Origin of the sequence: Methylobacterium sp. XJLW (assembly GCF_003254375.1) — a bacterium.
GTDB lineage: Bacteria > Pseudomonadota > Alphaproteobacteria > Rhizobiales > Beijerinckiaceae > Methylobacterium > Methylobacterium fujisawaense.
In genome coordinates, this window is the sequence record NZ_CP016429.1 from 647,817 (window position 1) to 666,679 (window position 18,863).

19 protein-coding genes are annotated in these 18,863 nt (G+C 68.6%); 9 read left to right on the top strand and 10 right to left on the bottom strand.

Features of this window, described 5'->3' with window-relative positions; translation table 11 throughout:
* Window positions 1–87: 87 nt before the first annotated feature.
* Genes A3862_RS02935 through A3862_RS02945 form a run of 3 tightly spaced genes read left to right on the top strand, consistent with a single transcriptional unit; the run spans window position 88 to window position 3,060 of the window.
* Entirely contained in the window at window positions 88–735 is a 648-nt protein-coding gene (locus A3862_RS02935) for a TadE/TadG family type IV pilus assembly protein (RefSeq protein ID WP_078947025.1), read from the top strand.
* Window positions 714–1,379: a TadE/TadG family type IV pilus assembly protein gene (locus A3862_RS02940; RefSeq protein ID WP_043760461.1), complete on the top strand. Its 666-nt coding sequence runs from the start codon at window positions 714–716 to the stop codon at window positions 1,377–1,379. Before A3862_RS02935 ends, A3862_RS02940 begins: the two co-directional genes overlap by 22 nt.
* Window positions 1,369–3,060, top strand: a complete 1,692-nt coding sequence (locus A3862_RS02945) for a TadE/TadG family type IV pilus assembly protein (protein ID WP_236961715.1) — start codon at window positions 1,369–1,371, stop codon at window positions 3,058–3,060. Before A3862_RS02940 ends, A3862_RS02945 begins: the two co-directional genes overlap by 11 nt.
* 48 nt (window positions 3,061–3,108) lie before the next feature.
* On the opposite strand, the gene dksA is transcribed toward A3862_RS02945, so the two are convergent.
* The 4 genes from dksA to A3862_RS02965 all read right to left on the bottom strand — a co-directional run bounded on the left by dksA (window position 3,109) and on the right by A3862_RS02965 (window position 7,579).
* Window positions 3,109–3,528 carry an RNA polymerase-binding protein DksA gene (gene dksA, locus A3862_RS02950; protein ID WP_012322444.1) on the bottom strand — a complete coding sequence of 140 codons (420 nt, stop codon included), beginning with the start codon at window positions 3,526–3,528 and terminating at the stop codon, window positions 3,109–3,111.
* A gap of 182 nt (window positions 3,529–3,710) precedes the next feature.
* Window positions 3,711–4,718, bottom strand: coding sequence for a hypothetical protein (locus A3862_RS02955; RefSeq protein WP_111473186.1), 1,008 nt, complete (start codon window positions 4,716–4,718; stop codon window positions 3,711–3,713).
* 2 nt (window positions 4,719–4,720) lie between these two features.
* Window positions 4,721–6,094 carry an MBOAT family O-acyltransferase gene (locus tag A3862_RS02960; protein ID WP_053608863.1) on the bottom strand — a complete coding sequence of 458 codons (1,374 nt, stop codon included), beginning with the start codon at window positions 6,092–6,094 and terminating at the stop codon, window positions 4,721–4,723.
* A gap of 237 nt (window positions 6,095–6,331) precedes the next feature.
* Window positions 6,332–7,579, bottom strand: a complete 1,248-nt coding sequence (locus A3862_RS02965; protein WP_043381716.1) for an Hsp70 family protein — start codon at window positions 7,577–7,579, stop codon at window positions 6,332–6,334.
* A 155-nt stretch (window positions 7,580–7,734) separates the two neighbouring features.
* On the opposite strand from A3862_RS02965, the gene A3862_RS02970 reads away from it, so the two are divergent.
* The gene (locus A3862_RS02970) at window positions 7,735–9,231 is read left to right on the top strand and encodes an ATP-binding protein (protein WP_043381719.1); all 1,497 of its coding nucleotides are present in this window, start codon (window positions 7,735–7,737) and stop codon (window positions 9,229–9,231) included.
* A gap of 117 nt (window positions 9,232–9,348) precedes the next feature.
* On the opposite strand, the gene A3862_RS02975 is transcribed toward A3862_RS02970, so the two are convergent.
* A complete protein-coding gene (locus tag A3862_RS02975; protein ID WP_043760456.1) occupies window positions 9,349–9,777 on the bottom strand; it encodes a flagellar assembly protein FliX in 429 nt (142 codons plus the stop codon).
* A gap of 242 nt (window positions 9,778–10,019) precedes the next feature.
* Here A3862_RS02975 and A3862_RS02980 point away from each other — a divergent pair, with 242 nt between their 5' ends.
* The 3 genes from A3862_RS02980 to A3862_RS02990 are packed head-to-tail and all read left to right on the top strand — an operon-like array spanning window position 10,020 to window position 11,998.
* On the top strand, window positions 10,020–11,156 hold the full coding sequence (locus tag A3862_RS02980) for a flagellar basal body P-ring protein FlgI (protein ID WP_043352227.1): 1,137 nt from the start codon (window positions 10,020–10,022) through the stop codon (window positions 11,154–11,156).
* A gap of 25 nt (window positions 11,157–11,181) precedes the next feature.
* Window positions 11,182–11,538, top strand: coding sequence for a rod-binding protein (locus tag A3862_RS02985; protein WP_043352229.1), 357 nt, complete (start codon window positions 11,182–11,184; stop codon window positions 11,536–11,538).
* Entirely contained in the window at window positions 11,525–11,998 is a 474-nt protein-coding gene (locus A3862_RS02990) for a hypothetical protein (protein ID WP_043352231.1), read from the top strand. Before A3862_RS02985 ends, A3862_RS02990 begins: the two co-directional genes overlap by 14 nt.
* An 8-nt stretch (window positions 11,999–12,006) precedes the next feature.
* Here the strand turns inward: A3862_RS02990 and A3862_RS02995 are convergent, their stop codons facing one another.
* From A3862_RS02995 to A3862_RS03015, 5 genes are all read right to left on the bottom strand, one after another.
* Window positions 12,007–12,342: a hypothetical protein gene (locus A3862_RS02995; protein WP_043760453.1), complete on the bottom strand. Its 336-nt coding sequence runs from the start codon at window positions 12,340–12,342 to the stop codon at window positions 12,007–12,009.
* A 1-nt stretch (window position 12,343) separates the two neighbouring features.
* Window positions 12,344–12,604 (bottom strand): hypothetical protein, encoded by a 261-nt coding sequence (locus A3862_RS03000; protein ID WP_043352235.1) that lies wholly within the window; start codon window positions 12,602–12,604, stop codon window positions 12,344–12,346.
* A 151-nt stretch (window positions 12,605–12,755) separates the two neighbouring features.
* Entirely contained in the window at window positions 12,756–14,351 is a 1,596-nt protein-coding gene (locus A3862_RS03005; protein WP_111473187.1) for a flagellin, read from the bottom strand.
* A gap of 2 nt (window positions 14,352–14,353) precedes the next feature.
* Window positions 14,354–16,210 (bottom strand): flagellar hook-associated protein FlgK, encoded by a 1,857-nt coding sequence (gene flgK / locus A3862_RS03010; RefSeq protein ID WP_043760449.1) that lies wholly within the window; start codon window positions 16,208–16,210, stop codon window positions 14,354–14,356.
* Between the two features lie 34 nt (window positions 16,211–16,244).
* Window positions 16,245–17,507, bottom strand: a complete 1,263-nt coding sequence (locus A3862_RS03015; protein ID WP_043352240.1) for a flagellar hook protein FlgE — start codon at window positions 17,505–17,507, stop codon at window positions 16,245–16,247.
* A gap of 298 nt (window positions 17,508–17,805) precedes the next feature.
* Here A3862_RS03015 and A3862_RS03020 point away from each other — a divergent pair, with 298 nt between their 5' ends.
* Together A3862_RS03020 and A3862_RS03025 are read left to right on the top strand one after the other, a co-directional pair.
* The gene (locus A3862_RS03020) at window positions 17,806–18,273 is read left to right on the top strand and encodes a BLUF domain-containing protein (protein ID WP_111473188.1); all 468 of its coding nucleotides are present in this window, start codon (window positions 17,806–17,808) and stop codon (window positions 18,271–18,273) included.
* Window positions 18,274–18,282: 9 nt separating this feature from the next.
* Complete coding sequence (locus tag A3862_RS03025) at window positions 18,283–18,741, top strand: response regulator (RefSeq protein WP_043352244.1); 459 nt, start codon at window positions 18,283–18,285, stop codon at window positions 18,739–18,741.
* The last annotated feature ends 122 nt before the right edge of the window (window positions 18,742–18,863 follow it).

Below are 18,863 nucleotides of genomic sequence, written 5' to 3' on the forward strand. Positions count from 1 at the left end.
CCAGCTCTCGCCGATCGAATTAAGAGTTTTGCAAAATCTTGGCCTCACATCGACTTGTATGGCCATGTCTGACTGATCTGCTTGCTCATGAACGCCCGAAGACACTTCAGCGCGCGGAGCAAAGCGACGTCAGGTTGTCTGCTGAAGAGCCTGGGGCGTGACGCCAGCGGCGCGGCCGCGGTGGAATTCGCCCTCGTGGCGCTGCCCTTTCTCGCGCTGTGCGGCGCGGTCATCCAGATCGCCTTCCAGATCTGGGCGACGCAGAACTTTGATCGCGCCCTGCAGAACGCGGTCCGGACGATCTTCACCGGCCAGTTCCAGCTCGACACGGCGGGTCAGACCGATCCGGCGATCCTGCTCGCGGCCCTGAAGACCCGGATGTGCGGTCCGGCCAGCACGCCCGTCGCCACGGTCTTCAATTGCCAGAACGTCAAGATCGACGTCGCGACGGCGAGCAGCTTCGCGAATGCCACCGCTGCCAAGCCGATCGATACCGCGACGGGTACGTGGAACACCAGCTTCGGCAGCAACTACAAATGCGCTTCGCCGGGGACGATCGTGATCGTCACCGCGGCGGTGCCGTTCCCGACCTTCTTCAACCTGATGGGTCTGAACACGCGGCAATTCACCAGCGGCTCCGCAGCGGGATCGAGCCTTCTGACCTCCACCGCGGTGTTCCGGACCGAGCCCTACCAGATCGTCGGAGGGAGCCCATGCCCGTCGTCTCCGTCCTAGCCCGCCAGGCAGCGCGGCTGCGGCGCGACGGGCGTGGCGGCGCGATGGTCGAGTTCGCCGTCATCCTGCCGCTCCTGCTCGCGATCTGGGCCGGCATGACCGAGGTGGCGCACGCCATCGACGAGTGGCGCAAGCTCACGCAGCTCGCCCGCACCGTGGCGGATCTGACGGCGCAGGGCGACACGCAGAACCCGATCAGCCCCACCTTGATGAACGACATCATCGCCTCCGCCACGGCGGTGATGCGCCCGTTCGATACGTCGAAGGTCACGATCGTGGTCAGCGCCATGGGCGTCGACCTGAAGAACCCGAGCCCGGTTCCGCTGGTCTGCTCCAGCGTCGCCAACGCCAACGCCACCGCGCGCAGCCCCGGATCCGCGGCCGACCTCACCGTCCCGGACGGCTACCTGACGCCGGGGATGCGCTACGTCCAGGCGGAAGTCACCATCAGCTACGCGCCGATGATCGGCAGCACCCTGGTCAAGCTCGCCAAGGGCGTCAGCGGCACGATCACATTCAAGAGCAGTGCGCCTTGGCCGACCCGCGGCGGAAAGGCCTACGGCGCCAACACGTACACCGAGGTCGTCCTTCCGGACACCAAACACGCGAATTGCGATGGCACAGTGGTTAATCGTGCGTCCTGACAGCGCGCCCAAGCCGCGGCGACCCCGGTTCTTCCACGATCGCGGCGGCAACGTCGCGCTGCTGTTCGCGTTCCTCAGCGTGCCGATGCTGATGCTCGGCGGCGCGGCGATCGATTACGGGTTCGCCACACGGCTGGAGACGAAGCTGCAGGCCGCGACCGATGCCACCGCCCTGCTCCTCTGCCAGACGCCGCTCGCCACGCCGCAGGCCGACCTCAACACCCTCGCCGTGACGACCATGACCGGCGCCATGGGGACCGCGAACCTCGTGGTCGATCCTCTGGCCATCACCAACAACCCCCGCAAGATCACCCTGACCACGCACAAGCTGTCGACGACCTTCTTCGGCGCGCTCACCGGCACCAAGCGGATCAATCCGGGCGCCGTGGCGCAATGCGCCACCCCGCTTCCGAAGACCTTCGAGATCGCGCTGGTGCTGGACAATACCGGTTCGATGGCGGAATCGAGCGGCGGCCAGTCGAAGCTCAAGGCCGTGCAGTCGGCTGCGGCGAACTTCGTGGACTACGTCTACACCAGCGCGGCCTTCTCCAGCGCGACCAAGATCGCGATCGTGCCCTTCGCCGGCGCCGTGGCGGTCGATCCGACGGCCTACCGCTACGCCTCCTGGATCGATCTGAACGGCATATCGAGCTACCACTGGACCAATATTGTCCAGTCGCCCCCCGCGCCGTTCAAGAGCCGCTTCGACGTCTTCGCCAAACTGCAGGCCGTCAACCGCGCCTGGGGCTGGGCCGGGTGCCTCGAAACGCTGTCGTACCCGCTTAACGTGCAGGACGGCGCGCCAACCGCCTCGAACAAGGATTCCTACTACGTGCCCCTCCTGGCACCGGACGAGCCGGGGGATGCCAGTGCGCAGGTCGCTCCCTTCCCAGTCGGCAGCCAGAATCCGACGGCCTACAGCTACAACAGCTACCTCGACGACCGCACCGGCGGCAGCTGCCAGAACAGCAATTCCTACACGACGGCGCTCGGACAGGCGTGCAAGTACGTCAACCCGACGGACGCCGTGTCCGCCTCTCCCCTCGGCATCCCGAACGGTCCGAATTTCGGCTGCACGACTCAACCGCTTCAACGGCTGACCAACAACACATCGACCCTGAAGACCCTCATCAGCAACATGGCGCCGCTGGGATCGACCAATATCCATGAAGGGTTCATGTGGGGCTGGCGCACGCTCTCGCCCAACAGCGTCTTCGCCGACGGACAGCCCTACGCGTCGAGCACGAACAGCTCGAACGCGTCGACGATCAACAAGGTCATCATCCTGATGACGGACGGCACCAACAGCTGGAGCGCCAATCCGTACGCGCCGACCGGATCGCTCTATTTTGCGGCCGCCTACTTCAAGAACGCCAACGGCACGACACCCAATCCGCGCATGCCGCCGAAATACCAGAACATCGCGGACGCGAACACGGCCCGCTCCGCCCTCGACGCCCTGACGGCCGAGGCGTGCAGCAACGCCAAGGCGGTGAACATCTCGATCTACACGATCGGATTCAGCATTCCGTCCGACCCGATCGACGCGGCGGGTCAGACCCTGTTGAAGAACTGCGCCTCGTCGGCCGACCAATACTTCCTCGCCAACACGTCGGACGACCTGATCAAGGCCTTCCAGACGATCCAGGCGAGCATCGGCGCGCTGCGCCTGACGCAGTAGACCGCCCGGTCGGAAAAAGCGGCGCCCCGGCGTTGAGCCGGACCGCGCTCAGTCGTCGCGGTAGACCCGCTCGCGGCGCTCGTGCCGCTCCTGGGCTTCGAGCGACAGGGTGGCGATCGGCCGCGCGTCGAGCCGGCGCAGGGAGATCGGCTCGCCGGTCTCCTCGCAGAAGCCGTAGGACCCGTCCTCGATCCGGGCGAGAGCCGCGTCGATCTTGCCGGTGAGCTTCCGCTGCCGGTCCCGCGCCCGGAGCTCGATCGCCCGGTCCGTCTCGGACGAGGCGCGGTCGGCGAGGTCGGGATGGTTCTCGTTCTCGCTCTGGAGCGCCACCAGCGTATCCTGCGCTTCGCGCAGGATGTCGTTCTTCCAGCTCAGCAGCTTGCGCCGAAAGTATTCGCGCTGCCGGTCATTCATGAAGGGCTCGTCGTCGGACGGGACGTAGCCGTCCTCCAGCTGCACCTTCGCCATGCGTCACCCTCGCTGGATGGTAAACCGCCCACCAGGGGATGGCCGGTGTGCGGCGATAACGTGAGGTGCCGTATAGTCGAGGTGCCTCAGCGCTACAACGCACACAGATGCAGGGGTTGTAACCGGCTGTCACTGCATCGCCGCGTGCGGCAAACAGGCCACGGTACAGATCTTTTACGCTGTCATCGGGTCCGCAGCCGTACGATCGCGGCGGCGATTTCAGCGGTGAGGCTTCGGGCGAGCGGCAGCCTGTAATGGGTTTGATCGAAGAACTGGTCCGGATCCGCCGCCGCGGACCGGCCGTCGCGCCAGTCGACCACGGTGCTCAGGGCGTGCTGCGCGAGCACCGCGCGCACTTCGGCCCGGCAGGCGGCCTCGGCCCGCGCCCGAGGGCTGCTGGGCGGCGGCTCGGCCCGCGCGTAGACCGGGGGAAAGACCACCACGACCGGCGTCGCCGCCGGGATACGGGCCAGCTCGGTGCGCAGCCGCGCTGCGATCGGGAACGGGCCGCCATGATGCGGCTCCGGCTCGGGTCCGACCGGCTTTTCCAGGGCCGCCTTCTTGGCCGGATCGATGCCGAAGCCCTGGCTCAGGTAGTTGCGCTCGTAATCCCACCAGCCGTCGGCCGCGGCGGTCTTGTGGTGCGGATTCAGGAGCCAGCCGAGGCGGTTGACCGTCTCCTGCGCCGCCGAGAAGCGGATGAGCCCCCTCAGATAGGCGGGCCAGTCGCCCACGAGCCAGTAGGGGAATCCATGCTCGCTCGGAAAGGCGGGGTCGTCCGCGCACCAGAATGCGTCGGCCGAGAGCACGATCGCGTCGGGACTCGCATGGTGCTTCAGATACCAGCCGAGCAGGGCGAACTGCTCGGAGGGACCGGTGGCCGGCACCGAGAGCTGCAGGAACGGAATGCCGGTGAGCCGCGTCAGGGCTGCCGGCTCGATCAGCTGGATATGCGAATTGCCGATCACCACGCCTGAATAGGCCGGATCGCGCCCGCGCATGGCCGAGGCGGTGCGGGGTCCCTGCGGCCGCACGGCGCCCCGGGACAGCAGCGTCGAGCGTCCGGTATCGTAGGGATCGACCACGACCGCGAGGGCCAGATAGCCCGCGAACAGGCCGACCATCGACAGGGCCAGGATGCGGACGAAGGCACGCCAGTCCCGATCGGTGGTGGGGGGAGCGGGCGCCATCCTCAGAACTGGAAGTAGATGAACTCGTAGTTCGCATCGTCGCCGATCTTCAGCAGGACGAGCACGAACAGCAGCGCGAAGCCGCAGGCGAGGAGCCGCCGCGGCGGCAGGCGGTGCACCGCAGTCCAGGCGGTGGGCCCGACCGTGGCGACCAGGGCGGCGATGGCGATGGTGCGCCACTTGAAGCCCGAGCCTCTGGGCGCCAGCCCGAACAGGCCCTTGAAGATCACGAGGGCCGCCTCGAAGCTCGTCGCCCGGAACAGCACCCAGGTGAGCACGACGAACAGGCTGGTGAGCGCCCAGCCGAGGGGCGCGGGGATCGCGATCCGGGCGCGGCGCGCCAGCACCCCGGCCCCGAGGCCGATCCCGTGGAGCGCCCCCCAGGCGAGGAAGGTCAGGCCCGCCCCGTGCCAGAGGCCGCCCAGCGTCATGGTGGCGGCGAGCGCCCCGACCTGCCGCGGCAGCCCGCGGCGGTTCCCGCCCATCGGCACGTAGAGGTAGTCGCGCAAAAAGCGCGACAGGGTCATGTGCCACCGCCGCCAGAAGTCGCGCAGGGAGGTGGCGCGGTAGGGCACGTCGAAATTCTGGGGCAGGACGAGGCCGAACAGCAGCGCGATGCCCAGCGCCATATCGGTGTAGCCGGAGAAGTCGAAATAGATCTGGAAGGTGAAGCCCAGCGTCGCCTGCCACGCCTCCACCACCGTGACGGCCTTGCCGGCGGCGGCGGCCTGGAAGACCGGATTCACGTATTCCGCGAGCGGATCGCCGAGGAACACCTTCTTGGCCAGCCCCACCGTGAGCAGCATCAGCCCGCGGGCGAAGCGCTCGGCGGCGTCGGGCCGCGCGTAGGGCGCCTCGTCGAACTGGTGCATGATCTCGCTCCAGCGCACGAGCGGGCCGGCGAGTACCTGCGGGAAGAAGGCGATGTAGAGGGCGTATTTCACGAGCCCGAAGCTCGGCGCCCGGCCGGCCCGCAGGTCGGCGAGATACATGATGTGGTGGAAGGTGAAGAACGAGATGCCGAGCGGCAGGGCGAGGCCGAGCCGCTGCGCCTCCAGGCCGGGGATCAGGTTGGCGAGATCGGCTGCGAAATCGAGGTACTTGAACACCCCCAGGAGGGCGAGGTTGGCGGCGATGGCGACCGGGATCAGCCATCGGCCGGGCCTGTGCCGATAGAGACGGGCCACGCACCAGTTCGCCAGGATCGAGCCGGCGAGCAGCGGCACGAAGCGGACATCCCACCAGCCGTAGAACACGAAGGACAGGCCGACGAGGAGCGGCAGCCGCCACGCGGGCGCGGCGCGCGCCACCAGCCCGTGCAGGATCAGCGCGGCCGGCAGGAAAGCGAGGAGGAAGACGAAGGAGTTGAACAGCATCGGGCGAGGCGGCGCGGAGGACCCCGGATGGGCCGCCGTTGTCTCCGAGCGGAAGGGACCGCCTTGTCGGGGATCGGGGCCGGCCCGTCAATCGCAGCCGCGCGATCGCGGCCATTCGGCAGCGCGGCGCCGCAGCGACCCCGTCTCAGGTACAAGCGTCCCGGTTGATGCGGCCCTCTAGGTCATCCGGGCGACGCCGAGTGCCTGAGGGCCGGGCGACGTCACCCGGGTGCGGCCTCACGCTCCGCGACGGGCCGCCTCGATGGTCAGGCCCAGCCCCACCGAACCGAACGTGTCCCCCTCCACCACCCGGGCGGCGGGCAGCGCGGCCGTGAGCGCGGCGCGCAGATGCGGCAGGCCGGTGGACCCGCCGGTCAGGAACAGGGCGTCGACCCGGTCGGCCGGCAATTCCGCCTGCGCGAGGCAGCGCGCGATCCGGGCCGCCACGGCCCGCGCGAGGTCACCGGTCTGGGCCGACAGGGTCGCGCGATCCACCGGCACGGAGAGGCCGCGCTCCAGAAGGCCGAGATCGAGCACCGTCGCATCCTGCTCGGAGGCCGCGATCTTGGCGCCTTCCACCGCCCCGGCCAGGGCGTGTCCGCGCTCCCCCTCCACCGCCTCGCGCAGCCGCGCGAGCAGGTCGGGCCGGGCGCCGTCGCGGATCACCTCGTCGATCTCCCGCAGGGTCTTCTGATTGTAGAGACGGTTGATCGCCGACCACGTGGCGAGGTCGTGGTAATAGGCGTTCGGCACCGCGAGGTCGCCCCGGCGCATCGGGCTTCCGAGGCCGAGGAGCGGCATCACCGTGCCGAGGCTGAGCTGACGGTCGAAATCGGTGCCGCCGATCCGCACGCCGTCATTGGCCAGGATGTCGCCGGCCCGGTCCGGCCGCCCCCGGCGCTCCGGCGCGAGGCGCACGATCGAGAAATCCGACGTGCCGCCGCCGATATCGGCGACCAGCGCGATCTCCTCGGACCGGACCTGCCGCTCGTAGTCGAGGGCGGCCGCGATCGGCTCGTACTGGAACGAGACCTCCCGGAAGCCGACGTCGCGGGCGATGTCCCGCAGCGTGTCTTCGGCGCGGCGGTCCGCCTCCGGATCGCCGTCGACGAAGTGGACCGGGCGGCCATGGACCACGCTGTCGAGGCTCTGGCCGCAGGCGGCCTCGGCGCGCTCCTTCACGGCCGTGAGATAGCGGGCGATGACGTCGCGCAGGCGCAGCCGCTGGCGGCCGACCGGTGTGGCCTCATCCATGAGCGGGGTGCCGAGGACGGATTTCAGGCCGCGCATCATCCGGCCGGACCGGCCCTCGACATAGGCCGCCGTCGCGGCCCGGCCGATGATGGGCTCCCGGCCGAGTTCGAAGAAGATCGCGCTGGGGATCGTCCGGTGCGCGCCTTCCAGGGGCAGCAGCGTCGGTCCGTCCGGGCCGTTATGCCCGAGGGTGGTGTTCGACGTGCCGAAGTCGAGGCCGCAGGCCGCCATCGTGTCGTAGATCCGGGTTCGTTCTGGGAGGCCGGTGGCCGTACAGGGCTGCGGCGTCCGGGTCCAGGCCGGGGGCGGCACGGCTGGTATGGCGGGAAGCGTGGACAGCGCGACGGCGGCGCACCCGGATCCGTCGGGCCGTGCTATGAGGCCTTATGCGTTCCGACATCGATCTCGGCCTGACCGGCGAGCGCCCCGCGCTCCTCGACCTCACCGAACTGCTCGCCACGCGGCTTCTGGTCCAGGGCAATTCGGGGTCCGGCAAATCGCATTTGCTGCGGCGGCTGCTGGAGCAGAGCGCCGGCCTCGTGCAGCAGGCGATCATCGACCCCGAAGGCGATTTCGCCAGCCTCGCCGACCGCTACGGTCACGTGGTGGTCGAGGCGGACGGCGACGACGTCGCCCTGCAGCGCATCGCTGCCCGGGTGCGGACCCATCGGGTCTCGGTGGTGCTGTCGTTGGAAAATCTCGACGCCGACGGGCAGATGCGGGCCGCTGCGGCCTTCCTGGGCGGCCTGTTCGATGCCGACCGCGACCATTGGTACCCGATGCTGGTGGCTGTCGACGAGGCGCAGCTCTTCGCCCCAGCGGCGGCCGGCGAGGTCTCGGATGAGGCCCGGCGCCTCTCGCTCGGCGCGATGACCAACCTCATGTGCCGCGGCCGCAAGCGCGGCCTCGCCGGCATCATCGCGACGCAGCGCCTCGCCAAGCTCGCCAAGAACGTCGCGGCCGAGGCCTCGAACTTCCTGATGGGCCGGACCTTCCTCGACATCGACATGGCCCGCGCCGCCGACCTGCTCGGCCTGGAGCGCCGGCAGGCCGAGACGTTCCGCGATCTACCGCGCGGGCATTTCGTGGCCCTCGGCCCGGCCCTGTCGCGGCGCCCGCTGACCATCGCGGTCGGACCGACCCAGACCGTGAGCCGGAGCTCCTCGCCGGTCCTCGTCCCCCTGCCCGACGCCCTGGAAGACGCCCGCGCGCTGATCCTCACGGCAAGCCCGGAGGAGATCGTGGCGCCGTTGGCCCCGCGCCCGAAGCCGCGCCCCACCCCGGCGCCGGACGTGCTCGTCCAGCTCGCCAATTACCGGCCGCCGGTGCCCGCCGAGGAGCCGGAAGAGGAGCCCATGGACCCGGAGGCTCGCGAGGCGGCCCTCGCCGAGGTTCTGGCCTCCGTGCTGGCGGATGCCGACGCCGCCGCCTGCACGCCCGCGACGCTCTATCAGGACTTCACCGTCCGCTGCCGCATCCGCCGCCTGCGGGGCGACACGATGGGCCTGCCCGAGTTCAAGCGGCGACTCGCCGTGGCGCGGGCCGAGGCCGGGGGCGCGGTGGCGGACAATTCCGGCTGGGAGCAGGCCCAGGCGATCGCGGCGAGCCTGCCGGACGATCTCGCCGGCCTGTTCCTGGTGGTCGCCCGGGCCGCCATCGAGGGTGCCCCCTGCCCGACCGACACCATGCTGGCCGAGGCCTACGGCACCAGTTCGGGCGGCCGGGCGCGGCGGATGCTGGCCTATCTCGAGGAGCGCGGCGCCATCGTCACCCGCAAGGACTTGCGCGGTGCGCCGATCATCGCGGTGCCGGATCTCGGCGTCGAGACCGGACCGGGCGAGCCGCAGATGCTGCCGGCGGGACCGAAGCGGCGGGTGGTTTAGCCGGGCCGGGCTCGCGTCCGACGCAACAGCTATCGCGTGCGCCGCGACGGGGCGAAGCGGCGCGCGGTGCCGCCGGCCGGTGTGCCTCTGCTCACGCTGACCGTCGCGGACGCCCGGTCAGACGCCCCGGGCCATCTCCAGCTTGGCGAGTTCCACCGCGGCCCGCAGCTCGATCTCGGCCATCAGGCCGTCCAGCCGCGGATCTCCCGACAGGCCCGCACGCTCGTTCAGCCGGCCGGCGATGGCGCGCAGCTCCTGCGGTGCGACGCGGCCACCGAGAAGCGCCGCCTTCAGTCGGTCGAGACCATCGAGAAGGTCGTGGCCGCGCTGGGCCGAGCGCCGCCGCCGCTCCTGGGGTGTATCGGCCTCGGACTGGAGAAGCAGGACCGCGTCCAGCCCGGCCAAAGTCGCGGCGGCTGCCGGCGCACCGGCCCCCGTCCCGGGAGCCGGGGCCGCACCGAGGCTGAAGCCGGCGCCCCCCTCGGGCTTCCGGGGAGCCGCGACGCCGCCGGCACTCTGGATCGGCTGGCGAGTCTCGACACGCATGATCCGGTTCGCGTTGCTCCAAGCGCCCCCGCGCAGGACCCGAAACTCGGCCCCTAGGGTTAAGCGCGGGTAAACGAGGCGGCAGAAGCTGCCGGGTCGGCAGGTTCGGTCCCGGTGCGCCGGAACGCGCCGCCGGGGACCCGGAGCGAAAAATACCATTCCTTCAAAGCCTTGCCGCACCGGCTCGACTGGCACGGCCCTGGCAGGATGGCGGCAGGTCCGTTCTTGGTCGAAAATCCGGCATGCGCCCGCGTCACGCGTTCTGTCCCCTCCGGTTTCTGCTCGGTGTCGTCGCGGGCGCCCTGCTGCTCGCCGCCCTGCCCGGGCCGGCGCTGGCCCTGTCGCGCGTCAAGGACCTCGCCTCCATCGAGGGCGTCCGCCAGAACCAGCTCGTCGGCTACGGGATCGTGGTCGGCCTCAACGGCACCGGCGACACGCTCAACAACATCCCGTTCACCAAGCAGTCGCTGCAGGCGATGCTGGAGCGCCTCGGCGTCAACACCCGCGGCGCCACGATGCGGACGCAGAACCTCGCCGCCGTGATGGTGACGGCGAGCCTGCCGCCCTTCGCCGCGCAGGGCACGCGGATCGACGTGACGGTCTCGTCTCTGGGCGACGCCAAGTCCCTCCAGGGCGGCACCCTGCTGGTGACGCCGCTCCTCGGCGCCGACGGCGAGGTCTACGCCCTGGCGCAGGGATCGGTGGCGATCGCGGGATTCTCGGCCGAGGGCGATGCCGCCAAGATCACCCGGGGCGTGCCGACGAACGGCAGGATCTCCAACGGCGCCAATATCGAGCGCGAGATCGCCTTCAAGCTGAACGACGCACGCGCGCTGCGGCTCTCCCTGCGCAATCCCGACTTCACGACCTCGAAGCGGATCGCCGCCGCGATCAACGACTTCATGGGCGCCGACACCGCCGAGCCCACCGACCCGGCAACCGTCACGATCCAGATCCCGACCCGCTACAACGGCAACATGATCCGGCTGATCACCGAGGTGGAGCAGTTGAAGGTCGAGCCGGACCAGACCGCCCGGGTCGTCGTCGACGAGCGCTCCGGCATCATCGTCATGGGCCGGGACGTGCGCGTCTCCACGGTGGCGATCGCGCAGGGCAACCTCACCGTCACCATCACGGAACAGCCGCAGGTGAGCCAGCCGGCGCCGCTGTCCAATGGCCGCACCGTGGTGGTGCCGCGCACCGGCGTGAAGGTCGATACCGGCGACGGCAACAAGCTCGCCCTGGTCAAGGAGGGTGTCAGCCTGCGCGAGCTGGTCGACGGCCTCAACGCGCTGGGTGTCGGCCCGCGGGATCTGATCTCGATCCTGCAGGCGATCAAGGCCGCCGGCGCGCTTCAGGCCGACATCGAGCTGATGTGATCAACCGGACCTGGAGGGTCGAACCATGCTGCAACTCGCCAGTCTCGCGGCCAATGCCGCCGGCATCGGGACCTCGGTCGCCGGGAGCGCCGTCGACGGGGTCATCAAGTCGGCCAGCAAGGCCAAGGCTTGGAAGACCGCCACCGAGTTCGAATCGATGTTCTTGGAGAACAGCCTGGATCGGCTGACCCAATCGGACGGCACCGAGGGACCGTTGGGCGAGAACGGCACCGGCGGCGGTGTCTACCGCTCGATGCTGACCAAGGAATACGCGACCCAGATCGTGAAGAGCGGCGGCGTCGGCATCGCCGATTCGATTTTCCGTGAGATCATGAAGATGCAGGGTGCGGCGAGCGAGGGAGCGACCAATGCAAAGGGCTGAACCGCTGCGCGTCGCGGACCGGGTCACCGCCGAGGCCCTGGTGGCCGGCGTGCTCGGCAACATGGCCGCCCTGGAGGCCGTGCTCGCCGAGGAGGCTGCCTTCGTCCGGGAGGGCCGCCTGCAGGAGGGCGTCGCCGCGGCCGAGCCGAAGGCCGCGCTGGCCGCCGCCTACATGCAGGGCCTCGAGGTCGCGAAGGCGAACGCCGTCGCGCTGAAGCGCTTCCATCCCGACGGGGTCGAGGCCCTGCGCACGGCCCATCGCCGTTTCACCGCGGCCGTGGAGGCCAACCAGACGGTGCTCGCCAGCGCCAAGACCGTATCGGAAGGGCTGATCAAGACCCTGGCGGAGGAGATCGGCCGGGCTCAGCTGCCGTCCGGCTACGGCCGGCAGATTCCGGCCCCCTCCCCGTACGGCCGTGGCGTGCGCAGCGGACCGCTGGTCCTCTCGCGCAACCTCTGAGCCGCGCCTCAACGGCGGCCGGTGCCGATCCGAAGGTAGGTCCGCACCTCGCCGAGATCCGTGTCCGCGCGGTTGTCGATCGCGAGGCGGCCGGCGACGGCCGGCGCCGCCGCCACGCCATGCCCCGCGCCCAGATCCGCTCCCGCCGTGACGCGGCCCGAGATGCGGATGCAGCTGCCGCTCCCCGGCAGGCGCACGAAGCCCGGCCCCTTGGAGGGGCACGGCACAGGTCCGGGCGTCTTGGGCAGGTCCCGGAGATCGAGGGCGGCGGCCGTCCCGGCGCCAGACAGGCCCGCCGCGATGAGAGCCGCCATAACCGCCAGCATGCGGAGCCGGCCGCGCATCTCAGGCGGCCTGGCGCGCGAGATTCCGGTGAAGCTGGTCGATGTACTGCTCGACCTCGCCGATGAACGGATCGAGATCCGGCTCGTGGATGCGCAGACGGGCGAGGTCGCGCAACAGGATGTCGAGGGCGATGGCGCGCTCGCCGGGATGGGCATAGCCCGCAAGATACGCGTCGACGGCCTGTTCCACCATCCCGATCGCGCCGATCCGCGGCGCGATCCCGAGGCGAAGGACGAGTTCGATGGGTCCGGGCAGCGACATGCCGACCTCTCCTCGATCGAATCACGGCGCGTGGGCGCGTCCGCACGCCGCGGTTCAATCCCGGAAAACGGCAGGACTATGGTCGCTCGGGCCGATCGCGGATCTTTCGGATACCGGCCGCGCTCGGTCGGGGACCAATCCCCGTGAACGATCAGCTGATGTAGTTCACCAGTGACAGCTTGGAGAGCGTCGAGGTGACCTGATAGCTGGCCTGGAGCCGGTTCTGCACGTCGAGCAGCTTGGTGATCACCTCCTCGGGGGAGGCCTGCTCGATTCCGTCCAGGGTGTTCTGGACGGTGTTCTGGGTGGCCTTGTTGGTCGTACTGGCGTTCGAGAGGCGCGCCGATGCGATGGTCAGTTGCGTGACCGTGTCCTGGACGCTGGGGGTCTGGCTGGCGGAAGCCAGCAATCCGCCGGCCTTGGTCGCGACGGCCTGATAGGTGTTGTAGGTGCTGGCATCGTTCGTGGTCGGCAGGGCGTAGGCCATGGTCGCCAAGCCCGCCAGCACGTTCTGGATCTCGGCCGTGTTGGCCCGCGCTCCCGTGCCGACGGTGCCGGTCGCGCTGATCTGGACCGACTGGGTGTCGATCGCAGAGGTCGGCTCCGGCGGCGTCTTGGACGTGTCGTAGGTGTTCTCGCCCTGGTACCAGAGCACCGTCGTGTTCGGGTCGGGGCTTGCATATCCGACCGGGTTGGTTCCGGAATAGACGACCCGCTGGGGGATCACGCCGTTTCCGCCCGCCCCCCCGTTCACGGACCCGCTGAAGAACTGCGTCGCCGCGTCGGCTGTGGCCTTCACCGCGAGCGTGCTGCTCGCCGCGCCCGTCAGCGCCTTCGTGAGGGTGTCGGAGAGGTTCTTCATCGTTTCGGCGGAGTTGGCGCCGATCGCGAAGGTGGAGTTCGAGCCCGCAACCACGCTGGTCGCTGCGGTCAGCGTGATGGTCGTGGACGTCCCCTCGGGTGTCACCAGCGAGAAGCTGATGCTGTCGCCGGGGGCCGGCTGAGCGCTCGCGCTCGTCAGATTGACGGTCAGGGTCGCCGGGACCGTGCTCGAGACAGAGGCGGTCAGAGCTCCCGTGGCCGTCGCGGTGCTGCCGAGGGTGAAGCCGAAATTGCCGCGCGTCCCGGGGTTCGATTCCTCCGTGACCTGGATCGGGATCGCCGTCGACGCGCTCTGCGTCAGCCGGCCGTTCCCCTGGGTGCCCAGCTGTGCGCTGACCCGCTCGTTGATGACATCCGTGAGGCCGTCGAGCGTTTGGCCGGTCGAGTCGGTCGATCCGTTGAGGATCGTGTTCGCATCGAGCACCGGCTGGGTCTCGGTGTTGGTCCCGCCGAACAGGTAATTGCCCGCCGCCGACTGATTGAGCGTGTCGAGCACCGTCTGGAGGTTGGCCAGCGCCGTCGCGCGGCCGGACACGGAGTTCGCCGCCACGCTCTGCAGGCCGTTCTGCAAGGTCGACGCGGTGCTCGTCCCGATACTCGCCACCTGTGTCAGGCTCGTCACCGCCAGGTTGGTCCGGGTCTGGGCCGCGGTGATGCCGCTGGCATAGCCGTTGAGGGCGCTCAAAGTGGCCTGAGCCGCCAGCGCTGTGGAGCGACCGGAGCCGAGCCCGCCATAGGTCTGCGAGACCTGACCGCTGGAGAGCTGGTTCGACAGGTCGTTGAGCTGGTTCTTCAGCGTCAGGAGCTGCGAGGCGTTGCGATTCGTGATGTACGAGCCGGCCGCGAAGGGGGTGATCGTCGTCATGATCAGATCTGCAGCAGCTGGTTGAGCATGTCGCGGGCCGCCGTCAGCACCCGGGCGTTGGCGCCGTAGGCGGTCTGCAAAGCGATCAGATTCGACATCTCCTGGTCGATATTGACGCCCGCCCCGGCGGAGAACCGGCTTTGGGCGGTGGAGAGCGCCGTCTGCTGGGTGTCGTCGATCGCCGACGCGTTCGCGGAGGCCGCCCCCTGGGTCGAGACGATGTCCTGCGCGAAGCCGATCACGGTGGCATTGTAGGGCGCCGAGACACCGCCGATGCCACTGGACGACGAGAAGGTCTGCTGGGTGGAGGTCAGCGCCGCGAACAGCTTCTGGGCGCGTGACCCGGAGGCGCTGGGATCGGTGGCGCTCGTCTGGGTGAGCGCCGCCGTGTTTCCGGACAGGGCGGCATTGACCGTGATGCGCTGGGCGAATCCGGTGAGCTGCGAGCCATTGTCGAGCGAGCCGGTGTAGAGCTTGTTGGGCGTACCGTCGACGAACAGGGCGAGCGACGGGTTGCCCGAGGTCAGGTCACTGACCGACGACATCGGGGTGATGTTGGCCGTCGCCGACGTCACCGTGTCGGAACTCCCGGCCGCCGGCCCGATCACCAGAGCGGCGCCGGTGCCCGAAGCCGCAACTTTGGCGGAGAGACCGAGATTCCCGAGGGCCGTGTTGATCGCGCCAGCGTAGTCCGATCCGCTGCTCGGAATCTTGAACGTCTGGACGAGGGCCGTGGAATCCTTGGTCTGGCTCGCGGGGACTGACGTGGCGTCATCGTTGGACGCGACCAGGATGACGTTGCGCACCGTGCCGTTCACCGTCACCGGGAAGGTCAGGGTGTTGCCCGGCTGGATGCCGGTCAGGTCGATGGACGTCTGCGTGCCGTTGGACGTGCCGGTGACGGTCTTGTCGCTGAGCGCGCTGGCCAGGCCGGCCGCGAGGTCGTCCAGCTGACGTTGCGCCTGCGGCAGGGTCTGGTCGCGCAGTTCGATCCCGGCGGCCAAGCTCCCGGAGCGCAGCACGCCGGGGGCGCCGAGATCGATCTTGCCGCCGCCCGGCAGCGTGGCCGTGATGGTGCCGACCGTGCGCTGCGTCGGATCGGTGGAATAGGCGGAATTGGCGTCGAGGATCCCGCGTCCGTCGAAGCTGAGCGTCGCCGCGTTTCCGTGATCCACCAGTGTGACCCCCGACCGGGTCATCACCGAGACCGTTCCGTCCCTCTGATCGGACGTCTGGACATCCATGTAACTGGACAGGCTGTTGATCGCCTGGTCGCGCTGGTCCTGAAGGGCGGTCAGCGTGGTGCTGTCGGTGTTGTTCTGGATCTTGCCGTTCAGGGTCGCGATATTGGCCAGCAGCGTGCTGGCGGCGCTCGTATCGCTGCCCAGTTGCGATTCGATGCCGGTACGCAGGTTCTGAACAGTGCCGGCGGAACTGTTGATCAGGCTCGCGAGCGAGGAGGCGTTGCCCAGCACCGTCGTGCGGGCGGCCGCCGAGGTCGGATTCGCCGCGAGTTCTTGAAGCGACTGCGTGAAGGTGTTCAGCGTACCGTCGAGGGAGGTCGAACTGCCCGGCGTCCCGTAGAGGGCATCGAGCTGGGTGGCAATGCCGGCCTTGGTGCTGGTGTAGGCAGCCCCCGATGTCTCCAGCCGGAGCTGGTTCAGGGCCGCAGCGTCGAAGCTGCGGGTGATCGTCCCGACGGCGACACCCGAATTGTTGGTGCCGGTGGCGACCGTCGAGACCGTCCGCTTGACGTAGCCCGCAGTCCCCGCATTGGCGACGTTCTGCGAGACGATGTTGATGGCCGCCTGCGTGGCGGCCAGACCCGCGGTCGCGGTCGAAATCGCGTTCAGCGACATATCACGGCCTCCGCGTCGCGAGCCCCGGCCTCAATCAGCGAATCACGTTCAGCAGATCAGACATCATCGTCTGCGCCGTCGACATGACCCGCGTGTTCGCAGAGTACGCCTGCTGGGTTACGATCATCTTAGAAAATTCGCTGGCAATGTCGGTATTGGATTGCTCGATGCTGGCACCATTGATCGTGCTGCCGTTGAGACCGGTGAGCGGCGGCCCGGAATCGGCCGTCTGCAGATAATTCCCCTTCCCGTCGGCCTTCAGCCCGTCGGGATCGGCGAATTGCGAGATGCCCACGGTCGCGACGGGAATCACCGAACCGTTCGAGAATGTGCCGTTGATCTTGCCGTCCTCACCCACGGCGACGCTCATCAGGGTGCCGGCACTATTGCCGCTCTGGCTCAGCGCCTTGGTGGTCACGGCACCGCTGGCATCCGCGTATTGGGTCAGCCCGCCGCTGATATCCAGGCTGAGCGACGAGAAGGTATAGTCGCCGATCTGCACGCCGGTCAGCGGTACCGGCGTGGTGGAGGCCGGGCTCGTGAGCTTACCGGTTGAGTCGAACGTGAAGGCCGGCCCGGTCTGCGTCCAAGACGGCGTGTCGGTGGTGCTGCTGTTGTAGTACAAGTCCCACGACGAGGGCGAGGTGCCGGCCGTCGTCGTCTGAACCCAGCGCATGCTGATCGTCACCGGTGCCCCGGTCGTGGTGTAGCCCGTGATCGATGGACCGGCGATGCTGTTGGGTGGCTGAGCCGAGGCGCTCACCGTGGGCGTGGCCGGCAGGTTGGCCGAATACGTGATCGTCTTCGTCTCTTGCGCCGGAAGAGTCAGGTTGCCGATGTTGACGGGGCCCGTGCTGGTGACCTGACCGGTCGTGGGATCGAGGTTGGTCCCGGTCAGGTACCCACCCGCGCCGTTGACCAAATAACCGTCCTTGTCCTGCGAGAAGTCGCCGCGACGCGTGTAGACATTCGCGCCGCTGAAGGTTGGCGAATTGTTCGCGTCACCGGTCTTCTGCACCACGGTGAAGAAACCGGTGCCGCTGATCGACATGTTGGTCGGTACGCTGGACGAGACCACGTTGCCGGCAATCGTGTTCGTCAGCTGCGACTGGGCCAGGACGGATCCGGCGACCTCGCGTTTCGGCGTCGTCTCGGCCATCAGATCGACGAAGCTGGTGTCGATGCGCTTGTAGCCGGTCGTCTGCGAGTTCGCGATGTTCCCGGAGATGTTGCTGATGGCATAGGACTGCGCCTGGAGACCGGAGACCGAGGTCTGCAGGGCGGAAAAAAGATCCATGGCGAACGATCCCAATACGCGCCGCTCTGGCCCGCAAGCTCGATGCGCCGCAACCGGCATGCCAGGGCTAAGTCTTTGATATTTCGGAGCCGCGGCGTTCCGAACCCGGCAGGGTTCGCCGGGCGCGGCGGCGGTCCCGGCAGATCCTGCCGGGTGGGGTCCAAGCCCGGTCAGACGCGATCGGGCCGCGTTTACGCGGTGTTATTCCACACGCGCGAAGATACGGCCGGGCCAGGGCCACGCGCGGTGCGTCCTGACCGGAAGCGTCGAACGGATACGGATTTCGGATCTCGGGATCATGCGGGCGAAACGGACGAGCCTCGTCCACATCATCTACTTCTCACGCCTGAACCTCTCGTCTGAACCGGCGAAGAGGTCCGAGCAGATCAATGAAATCGGCCGGACCGCCCAGAAGAAGAACGAGTTTGCGGTGATCACAAGCTTCCTGGTCATCGAGGGAAATTTCGCCTGCCAGGTGATCGAAGGCGAGCGCTCGTCGGTGCACGAGACCTTCGACCGGGTGAGCGCGGACAGCCTCCACCGGGATGTCCAGATCAGCGAGTGGCGCGAAATCGCCAAGCGCGAGTTCGTCCACTCGTTCAAGAGCGCGCAGCGTACCGCCGGCAACGACACGCTGTTTGCGAAGGCCAACCTTCTGCCGATGCTCCAGCGCGGCACGCCGAAGGCATCCGCGATCCACGGGCTTTGCCTGTCGCTCCAATCCGACGCGATGTCCCGGCAGGGCATCGACCATCTTTTCATCTGAGCCGCGCCGATGTCCGAGAGCGATACGCCCCCGATCCTCATCGTCGACGATCAGGAGAAGCTTCTCCGGCTGATCGTGATGCTGATGACACGCATCGGCTTCCCGGATGTCGAGGGCGTCACAAGCGCGACGGAGGCCCTGGAGCGGATGCGGCAGCGCCGCTACGCCCTGGTGATCTCCGACCTCGACATGGAGCCGATGGACGGGCTCAGCCTGCTGCGCGAGATCCGGGCCGACGACGCGCTGATGAACACGCCCTTCATGCTCACCGAATCGTCCTTCGACTTCGAGGACATCAACCTCGCCCACCAGGCGGGCGCCGACGCCTTCATCCTCAAGCCCTTCGACATGGCGGTGTTGAAGTCGAAGCTGAAGCAGGTGCTCAACCGCAAGCCGCGCAAACGCGAAATGCCGATCGCCTCGGAGTCGAGTCTGAGCGTCGAATTCCCGATGCTCGGCAAGTTCTGACGCGGCCCTGGCGTCGCGGGGGCGGCACAGCGGTCCGGGCAGCGCCGCCGCGATGAGCGTGGCGCCGTTGGATTGTTACGCCGCGCGCGACGACGCGCGGCGCCCGCTGTCGGAGCGGGGCT

What these genes read in the sequence shown, in the direction of transcription:
- A3862_RS02935 (WP_078947025.1), top strand. Translation starts at nt 88, where the DNA reads ATGAACGCCCGAAGACACTTCAGCGCGCGGAGCAAAGCGACGTCAGGT.
- A3862_RS02940 (WP_043760461.1), top strand. Translation starts at nt 714, where the DNA reads ATGCCCGTCGTCTCCGTCCTAGCCCGCCAGGCAGCGCGGCTGCGGCGC.
- dksA (WP_012322444.1), bottom strand. Translation starts at nt 3,528, where the DNA reads ATGGCGAAGGTGCAGCTGGAGGACGGCTACGTCCCGTCCGACGACGAG.
- A3862_RS02955 (WP_111473186.1), bottom strand. Translation starts at nt 4,718, where the DNA reads ATGGCGCCCGCTCCCCCCACCACCGATCGGGACTGGCGTGCCTTCGTC.
- A3862_RS02960 (WP_053608863.1), bottom strand. Translation starts at nt 6,094, where the DNA reads ATGCTGTTCAACTCCTTCGTCTTCCTCCTCGCTTTCCTGCCGGCCGCG.
- A3862_RS02965 (WP_043381716.1), bottom strand. Translation starts at nt 7,579, where the DNA reads ATGGCGGCCTGCGGCCTCGACTTCGGCACGTCGAACACCACCCTCGGG.
- A3862_RS02970 (WP_043381719.1), top strand. Translation starts at nt 7,735, where the DNA reads ATGCGTTCCGACATCGATCTCGGCCTGACCGGCGAGCGCCCCGCGCTC.
- A3862_RS02975 (WP_043760456.1), bottom strand. Translation starts at nt 9,777, where the DNA reads ATGCGTGTCGAGACTCGCCAGCCGATCCAGAGTGCCGGCGGCGTCGCG.
- A3862_RS02980 (WP_043352227.1), top strand. Translation starts at nt 10,020, where the DNA reads ATGCGCCCGCGTCACGCGTTCTGTCCCCTCCGGTTTCTGCTCGGTGTC.
- A3862_RS02985 (WP_043352229.1), top strand. Translation starts at nt 11,182, where the DNA reads ATGCTGCAACTCGCCAGTCTCGCGGCCAATGCCGCCGGCATCGGGACC.
- A3862_RS02990 (WP_043352231.1), top strand. Translation starts at nt 11,525, where the DNA reads ATGCAAAGGGCTGAACCGCTGCGCGTCGCGGACCGGGTCACCGCCGAG.
- A3862_RS02995 (WP_043760453.1), bottom strand. Translation starts at nt 12,342, where the DNA reads ATGCGCGGCCGGCTCCGCATGCTGGCGGTTATGGCGGCTCTCATCGCG.
- A3862_RS03000 (WP_043352235.1), bottom strand. Translation starts at nt 12,604, where the DNA reads ATGTCGCTGCCCGGACCCATCGAACTCGTCCTTCGCCTCGGGATCGCG.
- A3862_RS03005 (WP_111473187.1), bottom strand. Translation starts at nt 14,351, where the DNA reads ATGACGACGATCACCCCCTTCGCGGCCGGCTCGTACATCACGAATCGC.
- flgK (WP_043760449.1), bottom strand. Translation starts at nt 16,210, where the DNA reads ATGTCGCTGAACGCGATTTCGACCGCGACCGCGGGTCTGGCCGCCACG.
- A3862_RS03015 (WP_043352240.1), bottom strand. Translation starts at nt 17,507, where the DNA reads ATGGATCTTTTTTCCGCCCTGCAGACCTCGGTCTCCGGTCTCCAGGCG.
- A3862_RS03020 (WP_111473188.1), top strand. Translation starts at nt 17,806, where the DNA reads ATGCGGGCGAAACGGACGAGCCTCGTCCACATCATCTACTTCTCACGC.
- A3862_RS03025 (WP_043352244.1), top strand. Translation starts at nt 18,283, where the DNA reads ATGTCCGAGAGCGATACGCCCCCGATCCTCATCGTCGACGATCAGGAG.